The organism is Kitasatospora sp. NPDC058162, from assembly GCF_042884005.1.
Taxonomy (GTDB): domain Bacteria; phylum Actinomycetota; class Actinomycetes; order Streptomycetales; family Streptomycetaceae; genus Kitasatospora.
The window spans coordinates 109,883-134,385 of sequence record NZ_JBHVUS010000025.1; the positions used below are offsets into that span (position 1 = coordinate 109,883).

The 24,503-nt window shown below is 74.5% G+C and carries 26 protein-coding genes; 15 read left to right on the forward strand and 11 right to left on the reverse strand.

Features of this window, described 5'->3' with window-relative positions:
* Positions 1-55 precede the first annotated feature (55 nt).
* Positions 56-1,057, reverse strand: a complete 1,002-nt coding sequence (locus ACFVXG_RS32810; protein ID WP_387932749.1) for a helix-turn-helix transcriptional regulator — start codon at positions 1,055-1,057, stop codon at positions 56-58.
* A 100-nt stretch (positions 1,058-1,157) separates the two neighbouring features.
* Between ACFVXG_RS32810 and ACFVXG_RS32815 the strand changes: the two genes are divergently transcribed.
* From ACFVXG_RS32815 to ACFVXG_RS32830, 4 genes are all read left to right on the forward strand, one after another.
* Positions 1,158-1,892, forward strand: a complete 735-nt coding sequence (locus ACFVXG_RS32815; protein ID WP_387932751.1) for an alpha/beta fold hydrolase — start codon at positions 1,158-1,160, stop codon at positions 1,890-1,892.
* Positions 1,893-2,021: 129 nt separating this feature from the next.
* Positions 2,022-3,467 carry a dihydrolipoyl dehydrogenase family protein gene (locus tag ACFVXG_RS32820; protein ID WP_387932753.1) on the forward strand — a complete coding sequence of 482 codons (1,446 nt, stop codon included), beginning with the start codon at positions 2,022-2,024 and terminating at the stop codon, positions 3,465-3,467.
* Between the two features lie 160 nt (positions 3,468-3,627).
* A complete protein-coding gene (locus tag ACFVXG_RS32825; RefSeq protein WP_387932755.1) occupies positions 3,628-4,722 on the forward strand; it encodes a WD40/YVTN/BNR-like repeat-containing protein in 1,095 nt (364 codons plus the stop codon).
* 141 nt (positions 4,723-4,863) lie between these two features.
* Entirely contained in the window at positions 4,864-5,619 is a 756-nt protein-coding gene (locus ACFVXG_RS32830; RefSeq protein ID WP_387932756.1) for a GNAT family N-acetyltransferase, read from the forward strand.
* A gap of 214 nt (positions 5,620-5,833) precedes the next feature.
* On the opposite strand, the gene ACFVXG_RS32835 is transcribed toward ACFVXG_RS32830, so the two are convergent.
* Entirely contained in the window at positions 5,834-6,787 is a 954-nt protein-coding gene (locus ACFVXG_RS32835; RefSeq protein WP_387932758.1) for a DUF4436 family protein, read from the reverse strand.
* 158 nt (positions 6,788-6,945) lie between these two features.
* On the opposite strand from ACFVXG_RS32835, the gene ACFVXG_RS32840 reads away from it, so the two are divergent.
* Complete coding sequence (locus ACFVXG_RS32840; RefSeq protein ID WP_387932760.1) at positions 6,946-7,980, forward strand: LacI family DNA-binding transcriptional regulator; 1,035 nt, start codon at positions 6,946-6,948, stop codon at positions 7,978-7,980.
* A gap of 8 nt (positions 7,981-7,988) precedes the next feature.
* On the opposite strand, the gene ACFVXG_RS32845 is transcribed toward ACFVXG_RS32840, so the two are convergent.
* Both ACFVXG_RS32845 and ACFVXG_RS32850 read right to left on the reverse strand, forming a co-directional pair.
* The gene (locus tag ACFVXG_RS32845; protein WP_387932762.1) at positions 7,989-9,029 is read right to left on the reverse strand and encodes a sphingomyelin phosphodiesterase; all 1,041 of its coding nucleotides are present in this window, start codon (positions 9,027-9,029) and stop codon (positions 7,989-7,991) included.
* Between the two features lie 233 nt (positions 9,030-9,262).
* Positions 9,263-9,781, reverse strand: coding sequence for a GNAT family protein (locus ACFVXG_RS32850; RefSeq protein ID WP_350508158.1), 519 nt, complete (start codon positions 9,779-9,781; stop codon positions 9,263-9,265).
* 124 nt (positions 9,782-9,905) lie between these two features.
* Here ACFVXG_RS32850 and ACFVXG_RS32855 point away from each other — a divergent pair, with 124 nt between their 5' ends.
* Complete coding sequence (locus ACFVXG_RS32855) at positions 9,906-11,027, forward strand: hypothetical protein (protein WP_387932765.1); 1,122 nt, start codon at positions 9,906-9,908, stop codon at positions 11,025-11,027.
* 49 nt (positions 11,028-11,076) lie between these two features.
* On the opposite strand, the gene ACFVXG_RS32860 is transcribed toward ACFVXG_RS32855, so the two are convergent.
* Positions 11,077-11,562 carry a molybdopterin-dependent oxidoreductase gene (locus ACFVXG_RS32860; protein ID WP_387932767.1) on the reverse strand — a complete coding sequence of 162 codons (486 nt, stop codon included), beginning with the start codon at positions 11,560-11,562 and terminating at the stop codon, positions 11,077-11,079.
* A 393-nt stretch (positions 11,563-11,955) separates the two neighbouring features.
* Between ACFVXG_RS32860 and ACFVXG_RS32865 the strand changes: the two genes are divergently transcribed.
* Positions 11,956-13,518, forward strand: a complete 1,563-nt coding sequence (locus ACFVXG_RS32865) for a PucR family transcriptional regulator (RefSeq protein WP_387932769.1) — start codon at positions 11,956-11,958, stop codon at positions 13,516-13,518.
* Here the strand turns inward: ACFVXG_RS32865 and ACFVXG_RS32870 are convergent.
* Complete coding sequence (locus ACFVXG_RS32870; protein WP_387932770.1) at positions 13,497-13,916, reverse strand: hypothetical protein; 420 nt, start codon at positions 13,914-13,916, stop codon at positions 13,497-13,499. The genes ACFVXG_RS32865 and ACFVXG_RS32870 overlap by 22 nt on opposite strands.
* Positions 13,917-14,097: 181 nt before the next feature.
* Here ACFVXG_RS32870 and ACFVXG_RS32875 point away from each other — a divergent pair, with 181 nt between their 5' ends.
* On the forward strand, positions 14,098-14,469 hold the full coding sequence (locus tag ACFVXG_RS32875) for a YciI family protein (RefSeq protein WP_387932772.1): 372 nt from the start codon (positions 14,098-14,100) through the stop codon (positions 14,467-14,469).
* A gap of 64 nt (positions 14,470-14,533) precedes the next feature.
* Positions 14,534-15,796: an RNA polymerase sigma factor gene (locus tag ACFVXG_RS32880; RefSeq protein WP_387932774.1), complete on the forward strand. Its 1,263-nt coding sequence runs from the start codon at positions 14,534-14,536 to the stop codon at positions 15,794-15,796.
* On the opposite strand, the gene ACFVXG_RS32885 is transcribed toward ACFVXG_RS32880, so the two are convergent.
* Complete coding sequence (locus ACFVXG_RS32885; protein ID WP_387932802.1) at positions 15,793-16,260, reverse strand: MarR family winged helix-turn-helix transcriptional regulator; 468 nt, start codon at positions 16,258-16,260, stop codon at positions 15,793-15,795. The genes ACFVXG_RS32880 and ACFVXG_RS32885 overlap by 4 nt on opposite strands.
* A gap of 114 nt (positions 16,261-16,374) precedes the next feature.
* Between ACFVXG_RS32885 and ACFVXG_RS32890 the strand changes: the two genes are divergently transcribed.
* Positions 16,375-17,157 (forward strand): dioxygenase, encoded by a 783-nt coding sequence (locus tag ACFVXG_RS32890; protein ID WP_387932776.1) that lies wholly within the window; start codon positions 16,375-16,377, stop codon positions 17,155-17,157.
* 39 nt (positions 17,158-17,196) lie between these two features.
* Here ACFVXG_RS32890 and ACFVXG_RS32895 read toward each other — a convergent pair whose 3' ends face one another.
* The 3 genes from ACFVXG_RS32895 to ACFVXG_RS32905 all read right to left on the reverse strand — a co-directional run bounded on the left by ACFVXG_RS32895 (position 17,197) and on the right by ACFVXG_RS32905 (position 18,990).
* Entirely contained in the window at positions 17,197-17,844 is a 648-nt protein-coding gene (locus ACFVXG_RS32895) for an NAD(P)-dependent oxidoreductase (protein WP_387932777.1), read from the reverse strand.
* 182 nt (positions 17,845-18,026) lie between these two features.
* A complete protein-coding gene (locus ACFVXG_RS32900) occupies positions 18,027-18,413 on the reverse strand; it encodes a VOC family protein (protein WP_387932779.1) in 387 nt (128 codons plus the stop codon).
* Between the two features lie 4 nt (positions 18,414-18,417).
* Positions 18,418-18,990 (reverse strand): GNAT family N-acetyltransferase, encoded by a 573-nt coding sequence (locus ACFVXG_RS32905; protein ID WP_387932781.1) that lies wholly within the window; start codon positions 18,988-18,990, stop codon positions 18,418-18,420.
* Between the two features lie 127 nt (positions 18,991-19,117).
* Between ACFVXG_RS32905 and ACFVXG_RS32910 the strand changes: the two genes are divergently transcribed.
* The 3 genes from ACFVXG_RS32910 to ACFVXG_RS32920 are packed head-to-tail and all read left to right on the forward strand — an operon-like array spanning position 19,118 to position 21,947.
* Positions 19,118-19,888, forward strand: a complete 771-nt coding sequence (locus ACFVXG_RS32910; protein WP_387932783.1) for an SDR family NAD(P)-dependent oxidoreductase — start codon at positions 19,118-19,120, stop codon at positions 19,886-19,888.
* A gap of 22 nt (positions 19,889-19,910) precedes the next feature.
* Positions 19,911-20,360, forward strand: coding sequence for a MerR family transcriptional regulator (locus ACFVXG_RS32915; RefSeq protein WP_387932784.1), 450 nt, complete (start codon positions 19,911-19,913; stop codon positions 20,358-20,360).
* Between the two features lie 51 nt (positions 20,361-20,411).
* Entirely contained in the window at positions 20,412-21,947 is a 1,536-nt protein-coding gene (locus ACFVXG_RS32920) for an AMP-binding protein (protein ID WP_387932785.1), read from the forward strand.
* Here the strand turns inward: ACFVXG_RS32920 and ACFVXG_RS32925 are convergent.
* Positions 21,940-22,761: a LuxR C-terminal-related transcriptional regulator gene (locus tag ACFVXG_RS32925; RefSeq protein ID WP_387932787.1), complete on the reverse strand. Its 822-nt coding sequence runs from the start codon at positions 22,759-22,761 to the stop codon at positions 21,940-21,942. The genes ACFVXG_RS32920 and ACFVXG_RS32925 overlap by 8 nt on opposite strands.
* Positions 22,762-22,909: 148 nt before the next feature.
* Between ACFVXG_RS32925 and ACFVXG_RS32930 the strand changes: the two genes are divergently transcribed.
* On the forward strand, positions 22,910-23,761 hold the full coding sequence (locus ACFVXG_RS32930; RefSeq protein WP_387932788.1) for a TIGR03084 family metal-binding protein: 852 nt from the start codon (positions 22,910-22,912) through the stop codon (positions 23,759-23,761).
* A 65-nt stretch (positions 23,762-23,826) separates the two neighbouring features.
* Entirely contained in the window at positions 23,827-24,384 is a 558-nt protein-coding gene (locus tag ACFVXG_RS32935) for a Uma2 family endonuclease (RefSeq protein ID WP_387932789.1), read from the forward strand.
* Positions 24,385-24,503: the final 119 nt, after the last annotated feature.

Consider the following 24,503-nt stretch of genomic DNA (forward strand, 5'->3'; position numbering starts at 1 on the left):
GCGAGCGGACGCGGACGAGTGCGGGGCCCGGGGAGCTGCGGCTCCCCGGGCCCCGTCATGCCGGTGGCACCGGTGGCTTCGGTGGCTCCGACGGCTCCGGCGGCTCCTCGCCCCAGACGGCGAGCCGGGCCGCGAGCGCCCGGACCTCCGCCCGCAGCTCGGCGGGCTCCCGGACGGTGAAGGGCCGGCCCAGACCGGCCAGCATTACCGCGACGCCGTCCAGGTTCTGTGCCCGGGCCCGCAGCAGCACCCGGTCCGCGGCGAGCTCGGTGAGCGTACCGACGGCGGGCGGCAGCCGGCGACGGGCCTCGGCCAGGGTCATCCCCAGCTCCACCTCCACCCGGTGCCGCCAGGGCGCCCCCGCCAGCGACTCCACCACCCGCTGCACCGGGTCGAAGTCCTCCGGCGGCTCGAAGCCGGTCTCACCGGGCACCACCCGCTCGATCCGGTCCAGCCGGAAGGTGCGCGGCTCGCCGCTACGGTGGTCGAGCCCGGTGGTGTACCAGCGGCCGGAGTGGAAGACCAGGCCGTACGGGTCGAACTCCCGCTCGCTGGGCCGGTCTTCGCGGTCCCGGTAGGCGAGCCGCACCCGGCGACGGCGGCGGGCCGCCTCGGCCAGGGCGAACAGCGCGGCAGCGGCCGGACCGGGGCCGGGTGCGGGCGCGGCCGACAGCCCGAGGGTCTGCTCGACGGCCGCGATCCGCTCCCGCAGCGGCGCGGGCAGCACCCGCTGGATCTTGGCGAGCGCGGTCTCGGCGGCCCGCTCCCCCACCGACAGGCCGGAACTGCGCCCGGCCCGCAGGCCGAGCACCACCGAGGCGGCCTCGTCCTGGTTGAGCATCAGCGGCGGCAACCGGTAGCCGGGCAGCAGGCGGTAGCCACCGTAGCGGCCGCGCTCGGCGCTCACCGGGATGCCGAGTTCGGCGAGGCGGGCGGTGTAGCGGCGGATGGTGCGCTCGTCCACATCCAGTCGGGCGGCGAGTTCGGCGCCGGTGAGGCCGGGGCGGTCCTGGAGCAGCTCCAGCAGGGCGAGCACGCGGCTGACCGGGTGTTCCACGGGGATGCTCCTTCCGGGTCGGCGAATCCGGGCGGGTTCCGCCCGGATTCGATCCTAGAGTCGCCGGTGACGGGTCCCCATCGTGAAAGGACGGTCCACCATGAGCACGTTCGTACTGGTTCCCGGATTCTGGCTCGGCGCCTGGGCCTGGGACGAGGTGGCCGCGCCGCTGCGCGCGGCCGGGCACGAGGTCCACCCGGTGAGCCTGCCCGGGCTCGCCGAACGGGCGGGCGAGAAGGGCGACTTCGGGCTGGAGGAGCACATCGCGGACCTGGCCGGCCTGCTTGTGCGCGAGGACCTGTGGGACGTGGTGCTGGTCGCGCACAGCGGCGCCAGCGCCCCGGTCGGCGGGGTCGCGGACCGGATGCCGGAGCGGATCCGGCGGGTGGTCTACCTGGACAGCGGTCCGGTGGTGGACGGCGGTTCGCTGTACGACCTCTGGCAGCCCGACTACCGCGAGGCCGCCGACGCCTCGGTGGTCGACGGCCGCCTGCCGATGCCGCCCTGGGACGTGATCGCCGCCGACGGCGCCAGCATCGAGGGCCTGGACGAGGCCACCCTGGCCCGGGTCGGCGCGCGGGTCACCCCGCACCCGGCCGGGGCCTACCGGGACCGGCTCCGGCTGACCGGCGCCGGGGCCGCCCTGCCGCAGACCCTGGTCTCCTGTTCCTTCCCGCTCGACCGGGTGCGGGAGATGATCGCGGCCGGCCACCCGTGGTTCGTCGGGATGGACGGGCCGAACTGGGAGCTGCGCGAACTGCCCACCGGGCACTGGCCGATGTTCTCCCGCCCGGCCGACACGGCCGCTCTGCTCGCGGAACTCGCGGCAATCTGATCACGGTTGGCGTGTTCGCCCGCGCGCGGGCCCGTCCGCGTCGCAGGATGGGCCCACGCCTGCGGCGCCGCCCGGAGCGGCCAACCCGGGCGGTACCGCGCGAGGCCCGCGAGACCACGGAGGACGGACATGACCAGCAGCACCGCCGAGGAGTACGACGTCATCGTCCTGGGCGCCGGACCGACCGGCGAGAACGTGGCCGACCGGACCGTCGCCGCGGGCCTGCGCACGGTGATCGTGGAGGCCGAACTGGTCGGCGGCGAGTGCTCGTACTGGGCCTGCATGCCGAGCAAGGCGCTGCTGCGCCCGGCCGCCGCGCTGGCCGACGCCCGCGGGGTCGGCGGCGCCCGGGAGGCGGTGGGCGGCGGACGGCTGGACGCGGCGGCGGTACTGGCCCGCCGGGACTCCTTCACCTCGCACTGGAAGGACGACGGCCAGGTGCAGTGGCTGCGGGACACCGGCATCGAGCTGGTCCGCGGCCACGGCCGGCTGGCGGGCGTGCGGGCGGTCACGGTGGAGGCGGAGGACGGCACCGAGCGGGTGCTCACCGCCCGGCACGCCGTCGTCGTGTGCACCGGCAGCCGCCCGGTGCTGCCGGCCACCGTGCCCGGGCTGGCCGAGGCGCACCCGTGGACCAACCGGGAGGCGACCGGCTCGCCGACCGTCCCCGGGCGGCTGGCGGTGGTCGGCGGCGGGGTGGTCGGCGTGGAGATGGCCACCGCCTGGCGGGCGCTCGGCTCCGAGGTGGTGCTGCTGGTGCGCGGCGACGTGCTGCTGCCGCGGATGGAGCCCTTCGCCGGTGAGCTGGTCGCGGAGGGGCTGCGGGAGGCCGGCGTCGACCTCCGCTTCGGCACCGAGGTGACGGCGCTGGAGCGGGCCGGGGCCGCCGGACCGGTGGTACTGACGCTCTCCGGCGACGAGCGGCTGACCGCCGACGAGGTGCTCTACGCCACCGGCCGGGCCCCGCGCACCGCCGACATCGGGCTGGAGCAGGTCGGGCTGCGGCCGGGCGGCTGGCTGGACGTGGACGACAGCTGCACGGTGCTGGGCGTGGACGGCGAGTGGCTGTACGCCGCCGGGGACGTCAACCACCGGGCGCTGCTCACCCACCAGGGCAAGTACCAGGCCCGGATCACCGGCGCGGTGATCGCCGCCCGCGCCCAGGGGCGCGCGCTGGACACCTCGCGCTGGGGCGCGCACTCCGCGTCCGCCGACCTCGCCGGAGCGCCGCAGGTGGTGTTCACCCAGCCCGAGGTCGCGGCCGTCGGACTGCCGCTGGCCGAGGCCGAACGGCTCGGGCTGCGGGTCAAGGCCGTCGACCACGAGATCGGCAACGTCGCCGGGGCCTCGCTCTACGCCGACGGCTACCGCGGCCGCGCCCGGGTGGTCTACGACCTGGACCGGGAGGTGATCATCGGCGCCTGCCTGGTCGGCCCGGCCGTCGCCGAACTGCTGCACTCGGCGACCGTCGCGGTGGTCGGCGAGGTACCGATCGACCGGCTCTGGCACGCCGTCCCCGCCTACCCGACGATCAGCGAGGTGTGGCTGCGGCTGCTGGAGGGCTGCCGGGGGTGAGCCCGGCCCTCCGGGGGGGGGTGAGTCCGGCCGCTCGGCCGGGCTCGGCGCGGCGAGATGTGACCACCGGTGGACGGCGGGACACTGGGCGGAGGGGCGCCTCCGCCGCGCCCCGGGGGCCGTCCCGGGGGGCCGAGTCCGTGATCAGGTGGTGTGAGGCATGACCGAGGTGCTGTTGGCCGTCGGAACCGAGAAGGGCCTCTTTCTCGGCCGCAGCCGCGACCGGCTGGACTGGGAGTTCAGCGGGCCGCACTTCCCGATGAACGCGATCTACTCCGTCTCGATCGACCGCCGCGGCGGCCGCACCAGACTGCTGGTCGGCGCCGACAGCAGCCACTGGGGCCCCTCGGTGTGGCGCTCCGACGACCTCGGCGCCACCTGGAACGAGCCGGCCCGACCGGCGATCCGCTTCCCCGAGTCCACCGGCGCCTCGCTCACCCGGGTCTGGCAGCTCCAGCCCGCCGGGCCGGAGGCCCCCGGGGTGGTCTACGCGGGCACCGAACCCGCCGCGCTGTTCCGCTCCACCGACGGCGGCGAGAGCTTCGCCCTGGTCGAACCGCTCTGGAACCACCCCCAGCGCTCCGAGTGGGGCGCCGGCTACGGCGGCCAGGGCCTGCACACCGTCCTCACCGACCCGCGCGACCCGCAGCGGCTGCTGGTCGCCGTCTCCAGCGGCGGCGTCTACCGCAGCAAGGACGGCGGCGACACCTGGGCGCCCGCCAACACCGGCCTGCGCGCCGAGTTCTTCCCCGAGGAGCGCCAATACCCCGAGTTCGGCCAGTGCGTGCACAAGATCGCCCCGGACCCGGTCCACCCCGACCGGCTCTACCTGCAGAACCACGGCGGGGTCTACCGCAGCGACGACTGGGGCGAGAGCTGGCGCTCCATCGCGGACGGCCTGCCCGCCGAGTTCGGCTTCGCCGTCGCCGCCCACCCGCGCCGGGGCGACACCGCCTACCTGTTCCCGCTCGGCGGCTCGGACGACCGGATCCCGCCCGGCCGCCGCTGCCGGGTCTTCCGCACCACCGACGGCGGCACCAGCTGGCAGCAACTGGCCGCCGGGCTGCCCGGCGAGGACCACTACGGCATCGTGCTGCGCGACGCCCTGCGCACCGACGACGCCGACCCGGCCGGGATCTACTTCGGCAACCGGACCGGCGACGTGTACGGCAGCCGCGACGAGGGCGAGAGCTGGTCGCTGCTGGTCTCCCACCTGCCGGACGTGCTCTGCGTCCGGGCGGCCGTAGTCGGCTGAGGAGCGGTGGGCTGAGCGCCGCGGTGGGCTGAGGGGCCGTCCGCCGCCTCAAGGGCCGCTGGTGGAAAACCCGTTGCGCCGGGTTCCGGGTTCTGGTGAGCATGGGCCGCCGACGAACGATCTCGCGAAGTGGGGTGGGCCATGCCCGAAACGGACTGGGTGATCAGGCACGACGGCGCCGGCACACCGGTGCTGCGGTACCAGCCGGGCGAGCGGGAGGGGCGCCCCTGGGCCGATCTGCTGGAGGTGCTGGACGACTCGGCGGACGCCGCCGCGTACATCCGCGCCGAACTGCCCGGCTGGGTGGTCTCCGGCAGCCCGGAGCTCGGGCAGCGGCTGCTGGACGGGGGCGCGACGGTCCTGCGCCACGCCCACACCTTCCGGCGGGACCTGCGCGCCGATCCCCCGCCCGCCGACTGGGCCGGGGCGCCGCTGCGCGAGGGGCTGCGGGCGGTGCCCTGCGACCGCTCGCCCGAGGCGATGCTGGAGTCCTGGCGGGCCGCCTTCGACCCGACGCACGTGGACCACTTCCGCGGAGACGACACCCGGGCCCTCGCCGAGCGGATCGGCCCGCTGCTGGCCGGGGAGGCCATCGGCCCGGTGCTGCCGTCCAGCCTGCTCGCCGTGGACGCCGAGGACCAGGTGGTCGGCGCCGCCGTGCTGACCGACCGCGACGGCCTGCCCTGGGTCGCCGAGGTGTTCCGCCACCCACGGCGCGGCTACCGCGGCCTCGGCGCCGACCTGCTGCGCCGGGCGGTCGCGGACGCCGCCGGACGCGGGCTCGCCGACGTACACCTGGTGGTCTCCGAGGGCAACCCGGCCCGCCGGGTCTACGAGGCCCTGGGCTTCGAACTGCTGGAGACCTCGCTGACCGTGATCGTGCCGGACGCCGCCTAGGCTCCGGGTCCTCCGCGCACGGCTCAGGGGCGGGCGGGCAGGACCTGGTCTTCGGTCTGGAGACCACGGCCAGCCGGCTGGCCCACCTGGCCGCGGTGGACGCGCTCGCCCAGACCCTGCTGGCACTGCGCGGTCCGCGCGCGGAGCACGCCCTGCGGCTCGCCGCGGACGTCTGCGCGGACTACGTGTACTGACCCGCGCCCGGGGAGCCGCCCTAAGCCGTGGGCCGGTGGGCGCCCTCGATCCGGGCGCCGCGCACCACGACCATGGTCAGGCCCACCGCGACCAGCAGTTCCGCCCAGAAGAACGCCGCGTAGTCCAGCAGCGAGCCGATCGGCGGGCTGCCGGGCGCGGCGTTGCGCATGCCGACCAGGGCGAACAGGGTGGCCGCCATCCAGCTCAGGGCCGGCCAGACGATCCCGCGCCGCTGCCGGACGATCAGCCAGGCCGCCACCAGGACGGACAGGGCCAGCGCCCACATCGCCGCCATCATGAACCAGGCCAGGATGTAGGTGCTGCGCGAGCGGCTGATCTGCTCGGTGACGGCGATGCCGAGGCCGTCGGTCTCCCGCTCCCCCTGGGTGAAGGCGAAGAACGGGTCGGCCTCCTGGATCCCGATCGTCACCGGGACCGGCCGCCCCCCGACGGTGGCCCGGAAGCCGACCTGCGCGCGGTAGCCGTCGAAGGGGTAGTCGGTGACCCGCCCCTCCAGCAGGCTGAACGACACCGGGCTGGAGGGGATCGGCTGGCCGGCCGGGTACTTGAGCACGGTCTGCTCCAGCGAGGTGGTCTCCAGCGCCACGTCCTGCGCCGGGATCTGCTGGATGCCGGACGTCCCCAGGGCGCCGTGCGGCACGACCAGGATCTTGGCGGCGACCGTCTGGGCGGCCGCGTCGACCCGCTGGAGCACCACGTCGACCTCCAGGAAGTCCGCCGGGTGGTCGACGCCCACCTCCTGGGCCCGGCCGCGGGTGGAGCGCTCGTCGGAGTAGAGCACCAGCCCGGCGGCCACGAACAGCACGATCGTCACCAGCACGGCGTACGCCCGCCAGGGCCGGACCTTCGGTCTGGTGGCGCTCGCGGCGCGCACCCGGGCGTGGATGCGGACCTTGGGCCGGGTGGTCGGGCGCAGGGGCCGGACGGTCCTGCGGTGCGGCGGCGTGCTCATCGACCTGCTCCCACGGTCGGCGGCGGCGGCACCCGCTGCCGCCCGTCCCGCCAGCGTCGGCACGGTACCACCTGCTCCGCAACCGGGGCGGGCCGGTCGGAGCCTCCCCCGATCGCGGGAAACACGCTGGTCGGAGGTGCTGTGTAGGCTCATTCCCCATGGCGAGGGTGACACGGGACGATGTGGCGCGGGTGGCGGGGACGTCCACAGCGGTCGTGAGTTATGTGATCAACGACGGGCCGAGGCCGGTGGCACCGGCCACCCGGGCCCGGGTGCTCGCGGCGGTGGAGGAGCTCGGCTACCGGCCCAACCGGGTCGCCCAGGCGATGGCCCGGCGGCGGACCGACCTGCTCGGGATGGTCGTGCCGGACGCCCGCCAGCCCTTCTTCGCCGGGCTCGCCCACGCCGTGGAGCAGGCCGCCACCGAACACGGCCGGCTGCTGCTGATCGGCAACTCCGACTACGCCGACGAACGCGAGGCGCACTACATCCGGGCCTTCCTCGGGATGCAGGTGGACGGGCTGATCCTGGTCACCCAGGACCCGGCCGCCCCCGGGCTGAGCGGCTTCGACTCGGCCGACGGCACCCCGGTCGTGCTGCTGCACCACCGCACGGAGAGCGCCGACGGCGTGGCCGTGGTGGCGGACGACGAGGGCGGTGCCCGCGAGGTGGTCCGTCACCTGCTCGACCATGGCCACGCCGAGGTGCACTGCTTCGGCGGCACCCTGGCGCTCAGCCCGCTCGACCCGGTCACCGGACGGACGGCCGGCTGGGCCGAGGCACTGGCGGACGCCGGGCTGTCCACCGACGGGCGGCTCACCCCGGCGCCCTTCGACCGGGTCCGGGCGCACGCCGAGGCGCTCACCCTGCTGAGCCGGCCCGACCGGCCGTCCGCCGTGTTCTGCGCGACGGACGACCAGGCGATCGGTCTGCTGCGGGCCGCCGACGACCTGGGCATCCGGGTGCCGGAGGACCTCGCGGTGGCCGGTTTCGACGACATCGCCGAGGCGGTGATCGCCGGGCCGGCGCTGACCACCGTCACCACCGCGCAGGACGAGATGGCGCGGGCCGCGGTGGACCTGGTGCTCGGCGGGGCGGAGCGCCGCGCCGCCGGTGCCCGGACCTTCCCGGCCCGGCTGGTGGTGCGGCGCTCCTGCGGCTGCCCGGCCGGCACCCCGGCGCAACAGCTCTGAACGGCAGCTCAGTTGAGCTGGAAGGTGGCCTCGACCGGGTAGTGGTCGCTGGGCGCGTTGGTGTCCGACTGCCCGGGGGCCCAGCCGGCCTGCGGGTCGAAGTCGATCTTCACATTGGACATCGAGGTCGGCACCGGGCGGCCCGGGGCGTTGAGGTAGCCGATGTAGTCCAGGTCGTCCCGGTAGTCGGTCGGGAAGGTCTCCACGCCCGCCATGTACTGGCACCAGGCGGAGACCGGGCAGTCCATGGTGGTGCGGGCCTGGCTCGGGTCGGTGGCCGGGGTCCCGAGAACACCGTTGACCGCGTTCTGGGCGTTGGCGTAGTCGCCGCGGGCCTGGCCGTGGAAGTACTCGACGTTGAGGTCGCCGCCGATCAGCACCGGCGCACCGCTGCCGACGATGCCGTCGACCCAGGCGCGGATCTCGGCGAGCTGGCCGAGCCGGGTGGACTGGGTGGTGTCGGTGGAGGTGTCGGCCTCGTCGGCCTGGAGGTGGGTGCCGACCACCCAGGCGGTGGTGCCGTTCTTGTTCACCTGCACCAGCGCCGCGCCCTTGTTGGCGTGGTAGTCCCAGGTGCCGTAGGTGGAGTTGCTGAACACGTGGGCGTACTGGGCGGTGATCGGGTACTTGGAGAGGATCATCGTGCCGCCGTTGATGACGAACCACGAGTTGGAGCAGTTGCCGCTGACGCCCGTCCAGCCGCCGCCGGAGCAGGTCCCGCCGACCACCGGGGTGCGGTACGGGTAGAGGTCGGCGAGCTTGGCGTTGATGTCGGCGGTCGAGCTGTTGTTGAACTGCTCGTCCAGGACGACCACGTCGGCGTTGTGCTGCCGGACGATCTGCTCGATCACCGGGGTGCGGCGGGCGGCCTGCTCGTTCTGGGTGCTGTCGACGATCGCGGTGCCGAGGTCGACGTTGAACGCGAAGAAGGACAGCGAGGTGGGGCTCGCCGCGGTGGTGGTGGCGGAGGCGCTCGGGGCGGTGCCGCCGAGCAGCAGTGCGGCGGCGGCCGCCGAGGTGAGGGCGGTGGCCGTGCGGCGCGAGAGCATGGGCGTTCTCCTGGGGATCCGTCAACCGGTGGGGTTCCGGACGGACCGGGGGTGACCGGCCGCCGGTGATTGGCGGGGGAACGCTAGCTACTGCTCGGTACGTCGGGAAGAACGCCAGGCGATCAGTTCCGATCGCTCCCGTGGCGGTGAGATGTCTGTACAGGTCAGGACGGTTGACTGACAAGATGTCTGTACACCCTGACACCCGGCACCGAGGGGCCGGTGAACGGCCGTCAGCCGTCCGACAGTTCGTCCGCGAGCAGATCCATCAGCAGATTGTCGTGCCAGGTGCCGTCCGAGCCGCGCTCGTACTGGCGCATGGTGCCGACCGGGCGGAAGCCGACCTTGGTGTAGCAGCGGATCGCGGCCAGGTTGTCGGCGGCCGGGTCGATCACCAGCCGGTGGTAGTGGTGGTCGTGCACCAGGTGCCGGGCCATGGTGCGCACGGCGTCGGTGCCCAGGCCCAGGCCGTGCACCGAGGGATCCAGGAAGATGTCCATCCCGGCGTGCCGGTACTCGTCGTCGTTCTCGGCGTACCACTGCACGGCGCCGACCACCCGGCCGCCCACGTCGATCGCGAAGGTCTCGGTCTCGGGCGCCTCCAAATCCCGCGCGACCTCGTCGACCAGGTCGTCACCGCCCCGCCAGCGGGCGAACACCTCGGGCGTGCTGCGGATCGCCACCAGCGCCGGGATGTCGTCGGCGGTGGCCGGGCGGAGGGTGACCAGGGTGCCGTGCAGAATCGTCCCCATATGGGGCATGTTGGCACGGAACGCCGCCTCTGGCCAGCGGTTTTGCCGGTGCGACCGCCCGCCGTGCCCGACCGCCCGGGGCGGCGTTGCCCGCACCCCGCGCGACCAGGGATGATGCTCCGCCGTGACACATCTGATCATCATCGTGCTGGCGCTCGCGATCTCCGCCGCCGCGGCCAAGGCCCGGAAGGCCAAGGCCACCCGGGCCACCGCCTGGGCCCGGACCGACTTCGACGCCGCGGCCTACGGACTCGTCCCGCGCGACCGGCTCGACCCCGAACGGGCGGGCCCGCCGCCCGCCCCGCACCGGCGCAAGGAGTCGCAGGCCGTCGCCGACGCGGCCTGGGCCGGCAACTGGCGGCACGCGGCCGAGTACGTGGCCGCCGCCGGACAGGACTGGGACGAACGCTGGACCCGGCTGGACCTGCTGGACGCGATCGCGGGCGAGGACGGCGCCTGGCTCAAGGCCTGGCGCGCGGCCGACCCCGACAACTGCGACGCCGCCACCCTGGAGGCCAGCCGGATGGTGCACGCCGCCTGGGAGATCCGCGGCAGCGGCTACGCCCACGAGGTGCCCGAGGAGTCCATGAACGCCTTCCGGGCGATGCTGCCGGCCGCGATCGAGGCGGCGAAGCGGGCCTCGCTGCTCGACCCGGCGAACCCGGCGCCCTGGGTGGTCATGGTCACCGCCGCGCGTGGCGCCCAGTACCAGCCCGCGCAGTTCGAGGAGCTGTGGAGCGGGCTCGTCCAGCGGGCGCCGTTCCACTACGCGGGCCACCTCCAGGGCCTGCAGTACTGGTGTGCCAAGTGGTTCGGCTCGGACCGCAAGATGCTGGCCTTCGCCGAACGGGCCCTGGACGCGGCCCCGGCCGGCAGCCCGCTGGGCGGCCTCTACCTGCACGCGCTGTACGAGCTCCAGCTGCGCGACAGGCTCGGCACCCTGACCAGCGATGACACCCAGCGCCGGCTGCGGCAGGTGGCCGCCTCGCTGGCCCTGGTCCGCCCGGACCACCGGCAGCTGACCGAGCTGCGGCACCTGCTCGCCGCGTACACCTCCCGGGCCGGACTGCACGACCTCGCCCTGGAGCAGTTCCGGGCGATCGGACCGTACTGCGGCTGCCGCCCGTGGACCGACGGGGACGACCCGGTGGCGGCCTTCGAACAGGCCCGCGGCACCGCCGTCCACCTCTCCGGGGCGCAGCCGCTGCCGCCGGAGCTGCGGCCGAAGGCGGGCCTGGGCGGGTAACGGGCCTGGGCAGGTAGCGGGTGGGGGCGGGTAGCTCGCGGGGGGGCGGTCAGCTCGCGGCCAGCTGGGCCTGGTCGCCGAGCGGGCCCAGCCAGACGGCGGTCACGGCACTGACGTAGCGGGCGCCGCAGTGGTCGTCCGGGACGACCAGCTGGGGGCCGTCCGCGTCCAGCGGGGCGCCGTCCATGCTGGTGGCGAGCAGGATGCGGCGGCCGCCGAAGTCCGGGTCGATCTCGGCCCAGGAGACCACCGCCCGGTGGCCGTCCGCGCCGACCACGTTCAGCAGGAAGCGCAGTCGCTGCTTGCGGCCGGAGAAGTCGATCCGGGGCCGGGCGGCGAGCAGCACGTCCAGCAGGGCCGGGCCCTCGTAGCCGTGGCGCTGCTCGCCCTCGGCCAGGCAGTCGAAGCTGACCTCGACCCGGTGCGCGGGGAGGGTGCGCAGCTGGTCGACGGTCAGCTCGGCCGGCTCGTCGAGGTGGCCGTGCAGCCGGACGGTGGGTCGCGTCGGGGTCACGCCGGGTCTCGCCGGGGTCATGGCGCTCCTTCCTCCCGGGCCGCGCCACTGCGGCCCGGGAGGAGGACTACCCGAGGGGGAGCTCCGACATTCGCAGCTGCGGGACTGAATGCCAGCATTCAGCGGCAGCTGCGATGACTGGGCGGTGTTTCAGCTCGCAGCTGCGAGGTCGGCTGCGGAGTGCTCCGGAGGAGAAGGCCCGGCGCGCCCCGCACACCGATTCAAGCAACCCGGCAATCGGGCGGACCACTGGTTCCGGGCACCAGTGGCAGGGCCGGTCACTGGATGATCCGACAAGAAGATTCACGGTCGTTCCACTGGCATTTACGATGCCCATGCGCCGACAAGCCTCTCATCTGCGAGAGGAAGCGGCGTGGCGCACCAAAGCGACACCCGGGCGAGAGCGAGCGAAAGATGATCGTCGGCGACCTGCTGCACCTCGACGACCTGTCCATCCGGCTGGCCTGGGGCACCCCCGACCTCCTCGACCGACCGGTCACCGGCGTCAGCTCCACCGACCTCCAGGACCCGGCCCGCTACCTCCAGCCCGGCGAACTCGTGCTCACCGGCCTGGTCTGGTGGCAGCCCGCCGACGCCTCCGGCGCGCTGCGCTTCGCCACCGCGCTGCGCAGCGCGGGCGTGGCCGCGCTGCTGGCCGGCGAGGGCACCCACGGCAGCATCCCGGACGGCCTGGCCGAAGCCTGCCGCACCCACGGCATCCCGCTGCTCGCGGTGCCCGCCGGGGTGAGCTTCCGGGCCGTCACCGACCGGGTCTACCTACGGCTCTGGGGCGACCTGCGGGCCGGGGCGCAGGACACCGCGGCGATCCCGGAGACCGTCCGGAGCGAACTGCTCGACCTGGTCCGCACCGAGGCCCCGCCCGGCGAGGTGCTGGCCCACGCGGTCGGCCGGCTCGGGCTGCCCGACTGCTCGATCGGCACCGCCGGCGGCCGCCCCGTGGCCGGCCCGGCACCGGCCACGTCGACCCCCGCGGGCGGCGGGCCCGGGCTGCCCGTCGGCCCGCAGGACGGCTCCCCGTTCGACGGCTGGCGGCTGCGGGCCCACCCGCACACCCCCGCCGTGGAACCGGCGCTGCAGGGCCTGGCCGACCTGCTCGCCCCGCTCGCCGCCCGCGCCCGGGCCGCGGCGGGCGCCCGACGGCGGGCCGCCGGGCGACTGCTGGACGCACTGGCCGACGACGCCGGACTGGCCGAGCCGCTCGCCGCCTGCGGACTCACCGAGGCCGGCCCGCTGGTGACGGTCACCGCGCGGATCGAACCCGGCCGGGCCGGCGACGAGCCGCCCGCCGACTGGGCGGCGCATGCGCTGGCCGAGGCGCTGCACCCGCTGGACACCCCGTACGCGGCGGGCACCGACCGCACCGGGCTCGGCACCGCGCTGGTGGCCGCCCCCGCCGAGCGGGTCGCCGAACGGCTGCGCCGGGCCCGGCCCGCCCTCCAGGCCCGGCTGACCGGCCGGCGCACCCTGCGGATCGGCGTCGGCCCGGCCGCCCCGCCCGCGCCCCAGGCCCTGCGGGCGGCCCTGGTGCAGGCCCGCTACGTGCTGGCGGGCACCACCGGACCGGTCGGCAGCACGGCCGAACTGGACTCGCTGGACGGGCTGTTGCGCGGCATCCCACCCGAGGTGACGGCCGCCTTCCACGCCCGGCTGCTGGCCCCGCTGGCCGCCCACGACGCCGAGAACGGCGTCTCGCTGCTCGGCACCCTGGCGGTGTTCCTGGAACACGACGGCTCCTGGGCGCGGACGGCGGAGCAGCTGCACGTCCACGTCAACACCGTCCACTACCGGGTGCGACGGATCGAGGAGCTGACCGGCCGCAACCTGGCCCGGCTCCGGGACCGGACCGATCTGCGGGCGGCGCTGCTGTGCGCGCCGGGGGCCGGGGTGGCGGGGGCTGGGGCGGCAGGGGCTGGCGCGGGGGCGGGGGCGGCGGGTCAGGCCTTGTCGTCGAGCTGAAGCGCCTGGCGGACGTAGGCCGTGTAGAACAGCTCGAAGCCGATCAGGACGGTGTCCTCGCCGTCCCGGCACTCCAGCACGTCCCAGTGCTTCCCGATCGCCACCGGGTCGCCCTCGCGCCACTTGCGCGCCTCGACCAGCTCCAGGCCACCGACCGGCAGGTAGCGGGCCCGTACGTCGGCCTCCCGGACCGGCGAGATCGCGAGCGCGCTGCGCGAGAGGTGCAGGAAGGCCGGTTCGGGGCGGCAGTACGGGCGGGGGCCGATGACGCAGCCCTCGAAGACCAGCACCCGCCCCGCCTTGAAGAGCTGTTCGTGCGTCGGCGTCCGCGCCCCCGCCCCCGTCCCCCAGAGCGGCTCCAGAGCCGTCGCCACCACGTCGAGAATGTCCCCGAGCATTCCGTCTCCCCTCCATCGCTTCCACGTTCGAATCATTCGATCACGGACGACCCACCCCGCGAACCCCGTCCCGGGAACCGGCGGAGGAATTCTTCGCGGCGGGTGTCGATCCGGCGTCGGCCCGATCGACGCAGGGGTGAGCGGCGGGGAACGGCCCCGCCCGCAGGACCGAGGAGTCACCATGCCGCGCTTCATGACGCTGATCCGGATCGACGAGAACGCCCGGGACGGCTGGGAGCCCGACCCGGGGTTCGAGCAGCGGATGGGGGCGCTGTTCGAGGAGATCACCAAGGCCGGGGTGATGCTGGAGACCGCCGGGCTGACCCCGACCGCCCAGGGCACCCGGGTGAGCTGGGCCGACGGGAAGATCGGCTACACCGACGGGCCGTTCACCGAGACCAAGGAGGTCGTCGGCGGCTACGCCATCCTGCAGTGCAAGGACAAGGCGGAGGCACTGGAGTGGACCCGCCGCTTCCTGCGGACCCACCCGGCGCACTGGCAGGTCGAGGCGGAGGTCCGGCAGATCGAGGACATGCCGCAGCCCCCGCAGTAGGAGCCGTAGGGGCAGTAGGAGCCGTGGCGTTGGTTGCCTCCCGCTTCGGCGGCTGCTGTGATGGGTGGCCGTGACGGAGAGGGAGGCGACCGCGGTCGTCGAGGCGGTGTTCCGGATCGAGTCCGCGCGGATCATCGCCGCGGCCGCGCGGATCGTCCGGGACGTGGGGCTGGCCGAGGAGTTGGCGCAGGACGCGCTGGTGGCCGCGCTGGAGCAGTGGCCGCGCGACGGCGTGCCGGACAACCCGGGCGCCTGGCTGACGGCCACCGCCAAGCGGCGGGCAATCGACCTGGTGCGCCGCCGGGAGGTCTACGCCCGCAAACTCGCCGAGGTGGGGCGGTCGTTGGAGGACGTGCCGGCGCCGGAGCCGGTGGATCCGGCCGACCCGGAGTCCATCGACGACGACCTGCTGCGGCTGATCTTCACCGCCTGCCACCCGGTGCTGTCGGCGCCGGCCCGGATCGCGCTCACCCTGCGGCTGCTGGGCGGGCTGACCACCCCGGAGATCGCCCGTGCCTTCCTGGTGCCGGAGCCGACGGTGGCGCAGCGGATCGTCCGGGCCAAGCGGACGCTGGCCAAGGCCGGGGTCCCGTTCGAGGTGCCGTACGGGGAGGACCGGGCGCGGCGGCTGTCCTCGGTGCTGGAGGTCGTCTACCTGATCTTCAACGAGGGCTACTCGGCCACCGCCGGGGACGACCTGCTCCGCCCGCAGCTGTGCGAGGACGCCCTGCGGCTGGCCCGGGTGCTGGCCGCACTGGTGCCCGGCGAGCCGGAGGCGCACGGGCTGGCCGCGCTGCTGGAGTTCCAGGCCTCCCGGACGGCCGCGCGCACCGGGCCGGACGGGCGGCCGGTGCTGCTGGCGGAGCAGAACCGGGCGCGCTGGGACGGGCTGCTGATCCGGCGCGGCTTCGAGGCGTTCCAGCGGGCGGGCAGCGGGCCGTACTCGGTGCAGGCCGCGATCGCCGCCTGTCACGCCGGGGCGCGGCGGTACGAGGACACCGACTGGGCGACGATCGCCGCGCTGTACGGGCGGCTGCTGGTGCTGACGCCCTCGCCGGTGGTGGCGCTGAACCGGGCGGTGGCCGTCTCGATGGCCCAGGGGCCCGCCGCCGCACTGGAGTTGGTGGACGCGCTGGTGGCCGAGCCGGCACTGGGCGACTACCACCTGCTGCCGAGCGTGCGGGGCGATCTGCTGGCCCGGCTGGGGCGGAGGGCCGAGGCCCGGGCGGAGTTCGAGCGGGCAGCGGGGCTGACCCGCAACGAGCGGGAGCGGGAGCTGCTGCGGGAGCGGGCGGCCGGACTCGGGGGCGACCAGAGCGACGGCTAGGGGGTCTCGTCCTGGCGCAGGCGGGCGCTGACCGCGCCGAGGCCCTCGGCGAGGACGGCGAGCTGCTCGCGGGTGAGCACGTCGATCAGCAGCTCGCGCACCAGGGCGACGTGCCCGGGGGCGGCTTGGCGCAGCGTCTCCCGCCCCTGGTCGGTGAGTTCGGCGATGACGCCGCGCACGTCGCTGGGGCAGGAGCGGCGGCCGACCAGGCCCATCCGCTCCAGTTGGGTGACCTGGTAGGTCAGGCCGCTCTTGGAGGTGACCAGCTTGTCGGCGAGTTCGGTCATCCGCAGCGAGTCGCCGGGGGCGGCGGACAGGTGCACCAGGATCTCGTACTGCTGGTGCGAGAGCCCGGAGTCGTCCTTGAGCTGGCGCTCCAGCCGCCGGTTGAGCAGGTTGCTCGCGACGACGAAGCCCCGCCAGGCGGCCATCTCGTCCTGGTCGAGCCAGCGGGGTTCGTTCAGTGAGGACATGGTGCGAAGCCTACTCCTGTTGTTCAAATTCGAACGAAGGTGTACCGTCCCGAAGTAGAGGTTCAAATTTGAACTACCTACCCTCGTTCCCTTGAGGAGGACGTCATGAGCACCGCGGCCCCCGAGCGCATGCCCGCCCTGTACCTGTCGCACGGCGCGCCGCCGCTCGCCGACGACCCGGTCTGGCCGGGCCAGCTGGCCGCCTGGGCCGCCGACCTGCCGCGGCCCAAGGCCGTCCTGATGGTCTCCGCCCACTGGGAGGAGGCCCCGCTGGCCGTCGGCGCCGTCACCACCGTCCCGCTGGTCTACGACTTCTGGGGCTTCCCCGAGCACTACTACACCGTCCGGTACGCCGCCCCCGGCGCGCCCGAGCTGGCCGAGCGCGTGCGCAAGCTGCTGCGCGCCCCCGGCACGCCCGTCCAGGACATCCCCGACCGCGGGCTCGACCACGGTGCGTACGTGCCGCTGGTGGAGATGTTCCCGGAGGCCGACGTCCCGGTGCTGCAGATCTCCCTGCCCACGCTGGACCCGCAGCGCCTGCTGGAGATCGGCCGCCGGCTCGCCCCGCTGCGCGACGAGGGCGTGCTGATCATCGGCAGCGGCTTCTTCACCCACAACCTGCGGGCGCTCAGCAGCGACGGCCGGATCAGCTCGGTGATGGCCGAGTTCGACGACTGGGGCCGGCGCGCCTTGGACGCCCACGACCTGGACGCGCTGCTCGACTTCGAGCACAAGGCCCCGGCCGGGCGGCTCGCCCACCCGCGCACCGAGCACTTCGCCCCGCTGTTCGTGACCCTGGGCGCCGGTGAGGCCGACCTCGGCAGCCAGCGCAGCGTGATCGACGGGTTCTGGATGGGGCTGGCCAAGCGGTCGATCCAACTGGGCTGAACGGGTGAGCCCGGCGCGCAGTGCACCAGGCCCGGCGCGCTACAGCGAGCAGCAGGTGAAGCGCTCGCCGATGTGCTCGGGCTGCTCGATCTCGTCCACCAGGGCGACCGCGTAGTCCGGCACCGAGATCCGGCTGCGCCCCCCGGCGTCGGTGAGCAGTTGCTCCAGACCCGTCCGGTAGCGGCCGGTCCGCTCCCCCGGGCCGATCTCGGCGGCCGGGCTGAGCACCGTCCACCGGACGTCGGAGACGGTCCGGTAGTAGTCCAGCGCCTCGCCGTGGGCGTGCATGATCTGCAGGATCGCCTCCGGCAGGCCCGGGGTGTCCCAGACCCGCACGCCCGGCGCGGTCTCCAGGCCACCCGCGCCGCCGACCGCGACCAGCCGGGGCGCGGCGTCGGCGAGTGCCCGCAGGCCCTCGACCAGCGAGCGGGCGGCGGGCTCGATCAGCGCCAGGTGGCCCGGGCCGTCGCCGCCGCCGACCGCGCTCACCAGGACGTCCCGGCCGGCCGCCACCCGGGCCACGTCGGCCGGGTCCAGCACGTCGCCGCGCTCCACCGTGGCGGCCGCGCCGTGGTAGCGGTCCGGGTCCCGGACCACCGCGGTGACCTCGTGCCCGCGGGCCGCCGCCTCCGCGACGACGGCGCTGCCGATGCTGCCGTTGGCGCCGATCACGGCGATTCTGGCCATGGGGTACCTGCCTGGTTGCTCGGAGGGGGTGGCCTCGTTGACGTCAGACAGTTCGATTATCGGACGGAAGCGGGAACGGCCGCCCGCCCAGGTCCGTGGGGACTGGGGCGGGCGGCCGTGCCGCGGGGCTGCCGGGCCGCGTGGCCGGGCTGCCGGGCTGCCGGGCTACCGGGCTACCGGGCTCAGGACGCGCCGGTGGCGATGCGCTCGGCCTGGCTGCGCTCGACGCACAGCTCGTTGCCCTCCGGATCGGCCATGGTGACCCAGCCGGTGCCGTCCGGGCGGCGCTGGTCCGACACCACCGTGGCGCCCAGGGCGAGCAGGCGCTCGACCTCCTCGTCGCGGCTGCGGTCCTGCGGCTGGAGGTCCAGGTGGACCCGGTTCTTCACCGTCTTGCCCTCGGGCACCTGGATGAAGAGCAGATCGGCACCGGCGGTCTTCACCAGCGCCTCCGGGTCCCCCGGGTTGTCGTCCTCGGAGACGGTGCCGTCCAGCACCTTCGCCCAGAATTCCGCGAGCCCGAACGGGTCCGCGCAGTCGATCGTCACATGACGTACCAGAGAAGCCATGCGCCTACTCTGACCTGTGCCGATCGGACGTGTCCAGCCTTTTCCGGGAGTGCAGGTGACCGTCCATCGGATACGGCGGGAAGGCCGGGAGGATCTCCGTGAACGCGTAGCCGCTCTTCTCCGCGACCCGGCAGGAGGCATCGTTGTCCCCCTCGTGCAGCAGGTCGATCCGCGCCAGGCCGTCCCCGGCGAGGGCCTCGAAGGCCCAGAGGGTGAGCGCCTCCACCGCGCGCGGCGCCACGCCCCGGCCGCGCGCCGCGGCCACCGTCCAGTAGCCGACCTCGGCCCGGTCCGCGCCCGGGGCAGCGCGCTTGAGCACCACGTTGCCGACCAGCCCGCCGGCCTCCAGGACGGCGAAGGCGTACCGGGTGCCGTTCGCTCGGCCCTCGTGCTGCACGGCCAGCCAGTGCGCGGCCTGTTCGGCGTCGTGCACCGCGTTCCGGGTGCGGCGGCGCAGCGTCTCGTCCCGGTAGGCCTCGATCAGGGCCGGTGCGTCCGCCTCCTCGAAGGGGCGCAGCAGCAGGCCGTCCGCCGTCGGGGAGGTGGTCAGCGCCGGGTCGGGTCGATGGTGGCTCATGGGTGCTCTCCCCCTGGGTTCGGTACCGCTGTGCGATCTCGTCGCGATCTTCCTGACGGACGAACAGCCGCCGCTCGACGGTTGCGGCTTGACCTTGACGCTGGCGGCAGGGTCGGAAGGTTCTCCCATGAGCGAAGAGAACGAAGCAGCGGGAGCGGGTCGGGTCGTGGTGGTCACCGGGGCCGGGACGGGGATCGGGCGGGAGACCGCGCGGGCCTTCGCGGCCGGGGGCGCCCGGGTGGTGGCGGTCGGGCGGCGCCCCGGGCCGCTGGCGGAGACGGCGGCCGCGCACCCGGGGCTGATCGAGCCGCTGGTCGCGGACGTCACCGGACCGGACGCCCCGGAGACGATCGTCGGAACGGCCCTGGAGCGGTACGGACGGCTCGACGTCCTGGTGAACAACGCCGGCATCGTGCAGAGCGGGCACGCCCTCGGCGACTTCGACCGGCCCGGCATCGAAACGCTGCTGGCCACCAACCTGATCGCCCCGGTGCTGCTCGGGCAGGCCGCGGTGCCCGCCCTGGCCGCCCACCGGGGCGTGGTGGTCAACGTCAGCACGGCCGTCGGACAGCGCGGCTGGCCGAACAACTCGGTGTACGCGGCGGGCAAGGCGGCCCTGGAGACGATCACCCGCAGCTGGGCGGTGGAGCTGGCCCCGCGCGGCATCCGGGTGGTCGCGGTGGCACCCGGGGCGATCGACACCCCGATCGGCGAGCACTCCGGCTTCAGCCCCGAGCAGTCGGCGGCGATCCGCGAGTGGCAGTTGGGGATCACCCCGCTGCGCCGGATCGGCCGGCCCGCCGAGGTGGCCTGGGCGATCACCCAACTCGCCTCGCCGCAGGCGTCGTTCGTGACCGGCGTAGTCTTGTCCGTGGACGGGGGCGCGTTGGTGGCCTGAGGAACGGACGGGCGGGGCGGCGGTGCGGATCGGGGAACTGGCACGGCGGACGGGCAGTACGGCCCGGGCGCTGCGGCACTACGAACAGGCCGGGCTGATCGACTCCGAGCGGGCGGCCAACGGCTACCGGGAGTACCCGGATTCGGCGGTCCCGCGGGTCCGCAACATCCGCGCCCTGGTCGCCGCCGGGCTCACCATGGAGGACCTCCGGCCCCTGCTCACCTGCCTGGACGGGGACGTGCTGTCCCGGCCGCCGTCCGAGCAGGTGCTGGGGATCGTCCGGGACCGGCTGGCGGCGCTGGAACGCCGGATCACCGCCCAGACCGAGGCCCGGGACCGGCTGCTCGCGGCGCTGACGACGGCCGAGCGGCTGCGGACGACCGCCGGGGCACTGCGGACCACGGCCGAGCCGCTGCGGACCACGGCCCGGCAGCCGCGGACGACGGCCGGGCGGCCGCGTTCGAACGGGTGACACCCCCGATCGGGGGTGTGCAGCGGGCGCGCGGGATAGGACAGTGGGCGCATGCAGATTCCACTCTCCGTGATGGACTTCCTCGACCGGGCCGAGCTGGTCTACGGCGACCGGGTCGGCATCGTCGACGAGCCGGTGCAACCGGCCGAATCCTGGGGCGAGCTGAGCTACCGGCGGATCGCCGAACTCGCCCGGGCCCAGGCCGCCGGGCTGGACCGGCTCGGCGTCGGGCCGGGCGAGCGGGTCGCGATCGTCTCGCACAACTCGGCCCGGCTGCTCACCTCCTTCTTCGGGGTGAGCGGGTACGGCCGGGTGCTGGTGCCGGTGAACTTCCGGCTGCGGGCCGAGGAGGTCGCGTACATCGTCGAGCAGAGCGGCGCCTCCGTGCTGCTGGTCGACCCCGAACTCGCCGACGCCCTGCACGGGGTGGTGGCCAAGCACAAGTTCGTGCTCGGCGCGGACAGCGACGCCCTGCTGTACGACTTCGACCACGCGCCCCGCCGGTACGCGGTGTCCGAGAACGACACCGCGACCATCAACTACACCAGCGGAACCACCGCGCGCCCCAAGGGAGTTCAGCTCACCCACCGCAACGTGTGGCTGAACGCGACGCTGATGGGCCTGCACTACGGCGCGAACGACCGGGACGTGTACCTGCACACCCTGCCGATGTTCCACGCCAACGGCTGGGGCCTGCCGTTCTCGCTCACCGGGCTCGGCGCCCGGCACATCGTGCTGCGCAAGGTGGACGGCGCCGAGATCCTGCGCCGGGTCGAGCGCCACGGGGTGACCTTCCTGTCCGGCGCGCCCGCCGTGGTGCAGATGGTGCTGGACGCGGCCGCCGACTGGGACGGCCCGGTGCCCGGCCGGGACAAGGTGCGGATGATCGTGGCCGGCGCGCCGCCGCCGACCTCGGTGGTGCAGCAGGTCGAGGAGCAGCTGGGCTGGGAGTTCATGCAGCTCTACGGCCTGACCGAGACCGCGCCGATCGTCACCGTCAACCGCTCGCGCGCCGAGTGGGACGCCCTGCCGGCCGCCGAGCGCGCCGAGAAGCTGGTGCAGGCCGGCGCCCCGGCGCTCGGCACCCAGCTGCGGGTCGACGCCCAGGGTGAGGTGCTGGTGCGCTCCAACACCGTGCTGGACGGCTACTGGCAGCAGCCGGAGGCCACCGCCGAGGCGCTGCGGGACGAGTGGTTCCACACCGGCGACGGCGGCGTCCTCACCGACGGCCAACTGACCATCTCGGACCGGAAGAAGGACGTCATCATCAGCGGCGGGGAGAACGTCTCCTCGATCGAGGTGGAGGACTGCCTGTACGGCCACCCGGCGGTCGCCGAGGTCGCGGTGATCGGGGTGCCGCACGAGAAGTGGGGCGAGACGGTCAAGGCGCTGGTGGTGCTCCGGGAGGGTCGGGCGGGCGTCACCGAGGCGGAGTTGATCGCGCACTGCAAGCAGCGGCTGGCCGGCTACAAGTCGCCCACCTCGGTGGAGTTCCGGGCCGAGCTGCCGCGCACGGCCACCGGGAAGCTGCAGAAGTTCCGGCTGCGCGAGCCCTACTGGAGCGGGCGGGAGCGCCAGGTCAACTGACGAGGCCGGTCTCCCTGGCCGCGAGGGCGAGTTCGGTCCGGTTGCGGACACCGAGCTTGTGCATCGCGGACTTGAGGTAGCCGGTCACGGTGTTGCAGGTCAGGCCCAGGTGGGCGGCGATCTCCGGGTTGGTCCGGCCGGTCGCCGCCCAGCGCAGCACCTCGTGCTCGCGCCGGGTCAACGGCCGTGCCGGGGTGACCGGTCGGGGCTTCTCCGGGCCCTCCGGTCGGTCTGGCCAGTCCGGCCGGTCCGGCTGTTCGCGGCTCCAGGCGGCGGCTCCCGCCAGCGCCCGGGTGGCCGTCGCCGCCAGCTTGCCGACGGCCGAGATCCGGACGTCCCCGAACGGCACGACGGTGCGCAGCGAGGCGTACACCACGCCGTGCACGGTGTCGCCGTCCAGCAGTGGGACGGTCAGCATCGCGTACAGGTCGTCGGCGGCCACGGCCGCGTCGTACTGGTGCGAAATGGTCGTGGCCGCACGGTAGTCGGGCACCCAGGTGGGCGCGCGCTCGGCGAGCGCCCGGCCGCCGAGGCCGAGTCCGGCCGGGACGGGCACGTCGTGCAGCAGGTCCGCCCGGGTGCCCGCCCAGTGGCGCAGCACCATGCCCTCGGTGCCGGGGCGGCTGCCGGGCAGCGGCTCGGGCACGCCGACCAGGCCGACGTCGGCGCCGCACTCGGCCACCACCCGGCGGGCGAGGTCGCCGAGCACGGCGCGCCGCACCAGCTCGGCGGCGCGGGCGGCGAGTTCGGGGTCGTCGGAGTTGTCGGGGGCGCCGTTCGGCACGGCAGTGAGGGGGTCCGCGGCCGTGGTCATCGCGGAATTGTCACATGCGGTGCGGCCGGAGGCGAGAGTCCTGACGTGCGTGTTCCGCGGAGTGGCGGGCGCCGGCGCCGGTCGGGGCGTAGGGTGCGGCCGCGGGCTACCGACGAGTAGCAACTGCCCTGACCGGAGGGAAGAGCCGATGACCGAACCGAACGCCCCGGGTGCCCCGAGCGCCCCGGCCACTCCGGGCGACGTCCTGCACGGCCTGCTGGCGGACCTGCGGGCCGAGAGCGCCGTCCTGGACGCGCTGGTGGCCGAGCTGCCGGACGCGGGCTGGGCCGGGCCCACCCCGGCCGAGGGCTGGACGGTCGCGCACCAGATCGCCCACCTCGCCTGGACCGACGACTGGACGGCGCTGGCCGCCCGCGACCCCGAGGGCTTCACCGCCTCGCTCGGCGGCCGCTTCACCGAGCTGCTGGCCGCCGGGGCCGACCCGGTCGAGGAGGGGGCCCGGGAGGGGGCGGCCGCCGAACCCGCCGCCCTGCTCGCCCGCTGGCGGGCTGGGAGGGAGGGGGTGTCGGCCGCTCTGGCCGCCGCCCCCGCCGACGTCCGGCTGCCCTGGTTCGGCCCGCCGATGAAGCCCGCCTCGATGGTCACCGCCCGGCTGATGGAGACCTGGGCGCACGGCCAGGACGTCGCGGACGCGCTCGGCGCGACCCGGGAACCCACCGCCCGGCTGCGGCACATCGCCCACCTGGGCCTGCGCACCCTCGGCTTCGCCTTCGCCGCTCACGGGCTGCCCGCGCCGGAGACCCCGGTCCGGCTCGAACTGACCGCGCCCGACGGGGGTTCGTGGACCTTCGGCCCGGCCGACGCGACCGACGTGGTCACCGGCCCGGCCCTGGACTTCTGCCTCCTGGTCACCCAGCGCCGCCACCGCGACGACCTCGCCCTCACCGCCACCGGCCCCACCGCCACCGCCTGGCTCCCCATCGCCCAGACCTTCGCCGGCCCACCCGGCAAGGGCCGGCGGCCCGCCTCCGGAGCCTGAACGCCCCGGGGTGGTTTCGCGCATAGACTGCGAGGCGGCCGAACGCACAGACCGGGTAGGGCGCCATGAGCTTCTACGAGCGACACCGCGACTTCGTGGAGGCGGTGCTGCGCACGGCCCCCGACGGTGTCCGCGTCGAATGGTCCGGCGACACGCTGGTCATGCACGACACCCCCTCCGGTATCCACCAGTTGAACCTCGTACTCATCCAGCGGCAGTTCGAGCACCACGCCCCGGACGGCTACATGGTCAGCGGCTACAGCGCGCTGACCACCCCCGACGTGTCGAAGGAGCGCACCCCCGATCTGACCTACCTTCCGATCGCCTCCCTGGCCCGAGAAGGCAATGCCACCCTCGCCGAGGAGGCCCTGGTCGCGGTCGAGGTGGTCTCGCCGTCCAACCCGGGGAACGACTGGGTGGACAAGCTCCGCGACTACGCGGTGATGCGTGTCCCGCTCTACCTGATCGTCGATCCGCGGGAAGGGACGGTCACGCTGTTCTCCGAACCGAACCACGACCGCTACCACGTGCGGCACGACCGGAAGTTCGGGGACGGCATGCGCATCCCCGAGCCGTTCGACTTCGACCTGGACCTGAGCGGACTCGTGCGCTACCCCGACTGAGTGGCCCGAGGGCTCTGAGGCCTCAGAAAGTGTTGGGTAATTGATCAACTGCATGGCGTGAGTTGCTGGGGGTGATCTTCGCGGGCGTCTCGGCCGCGAAGATCACCGTCATGTGTGTC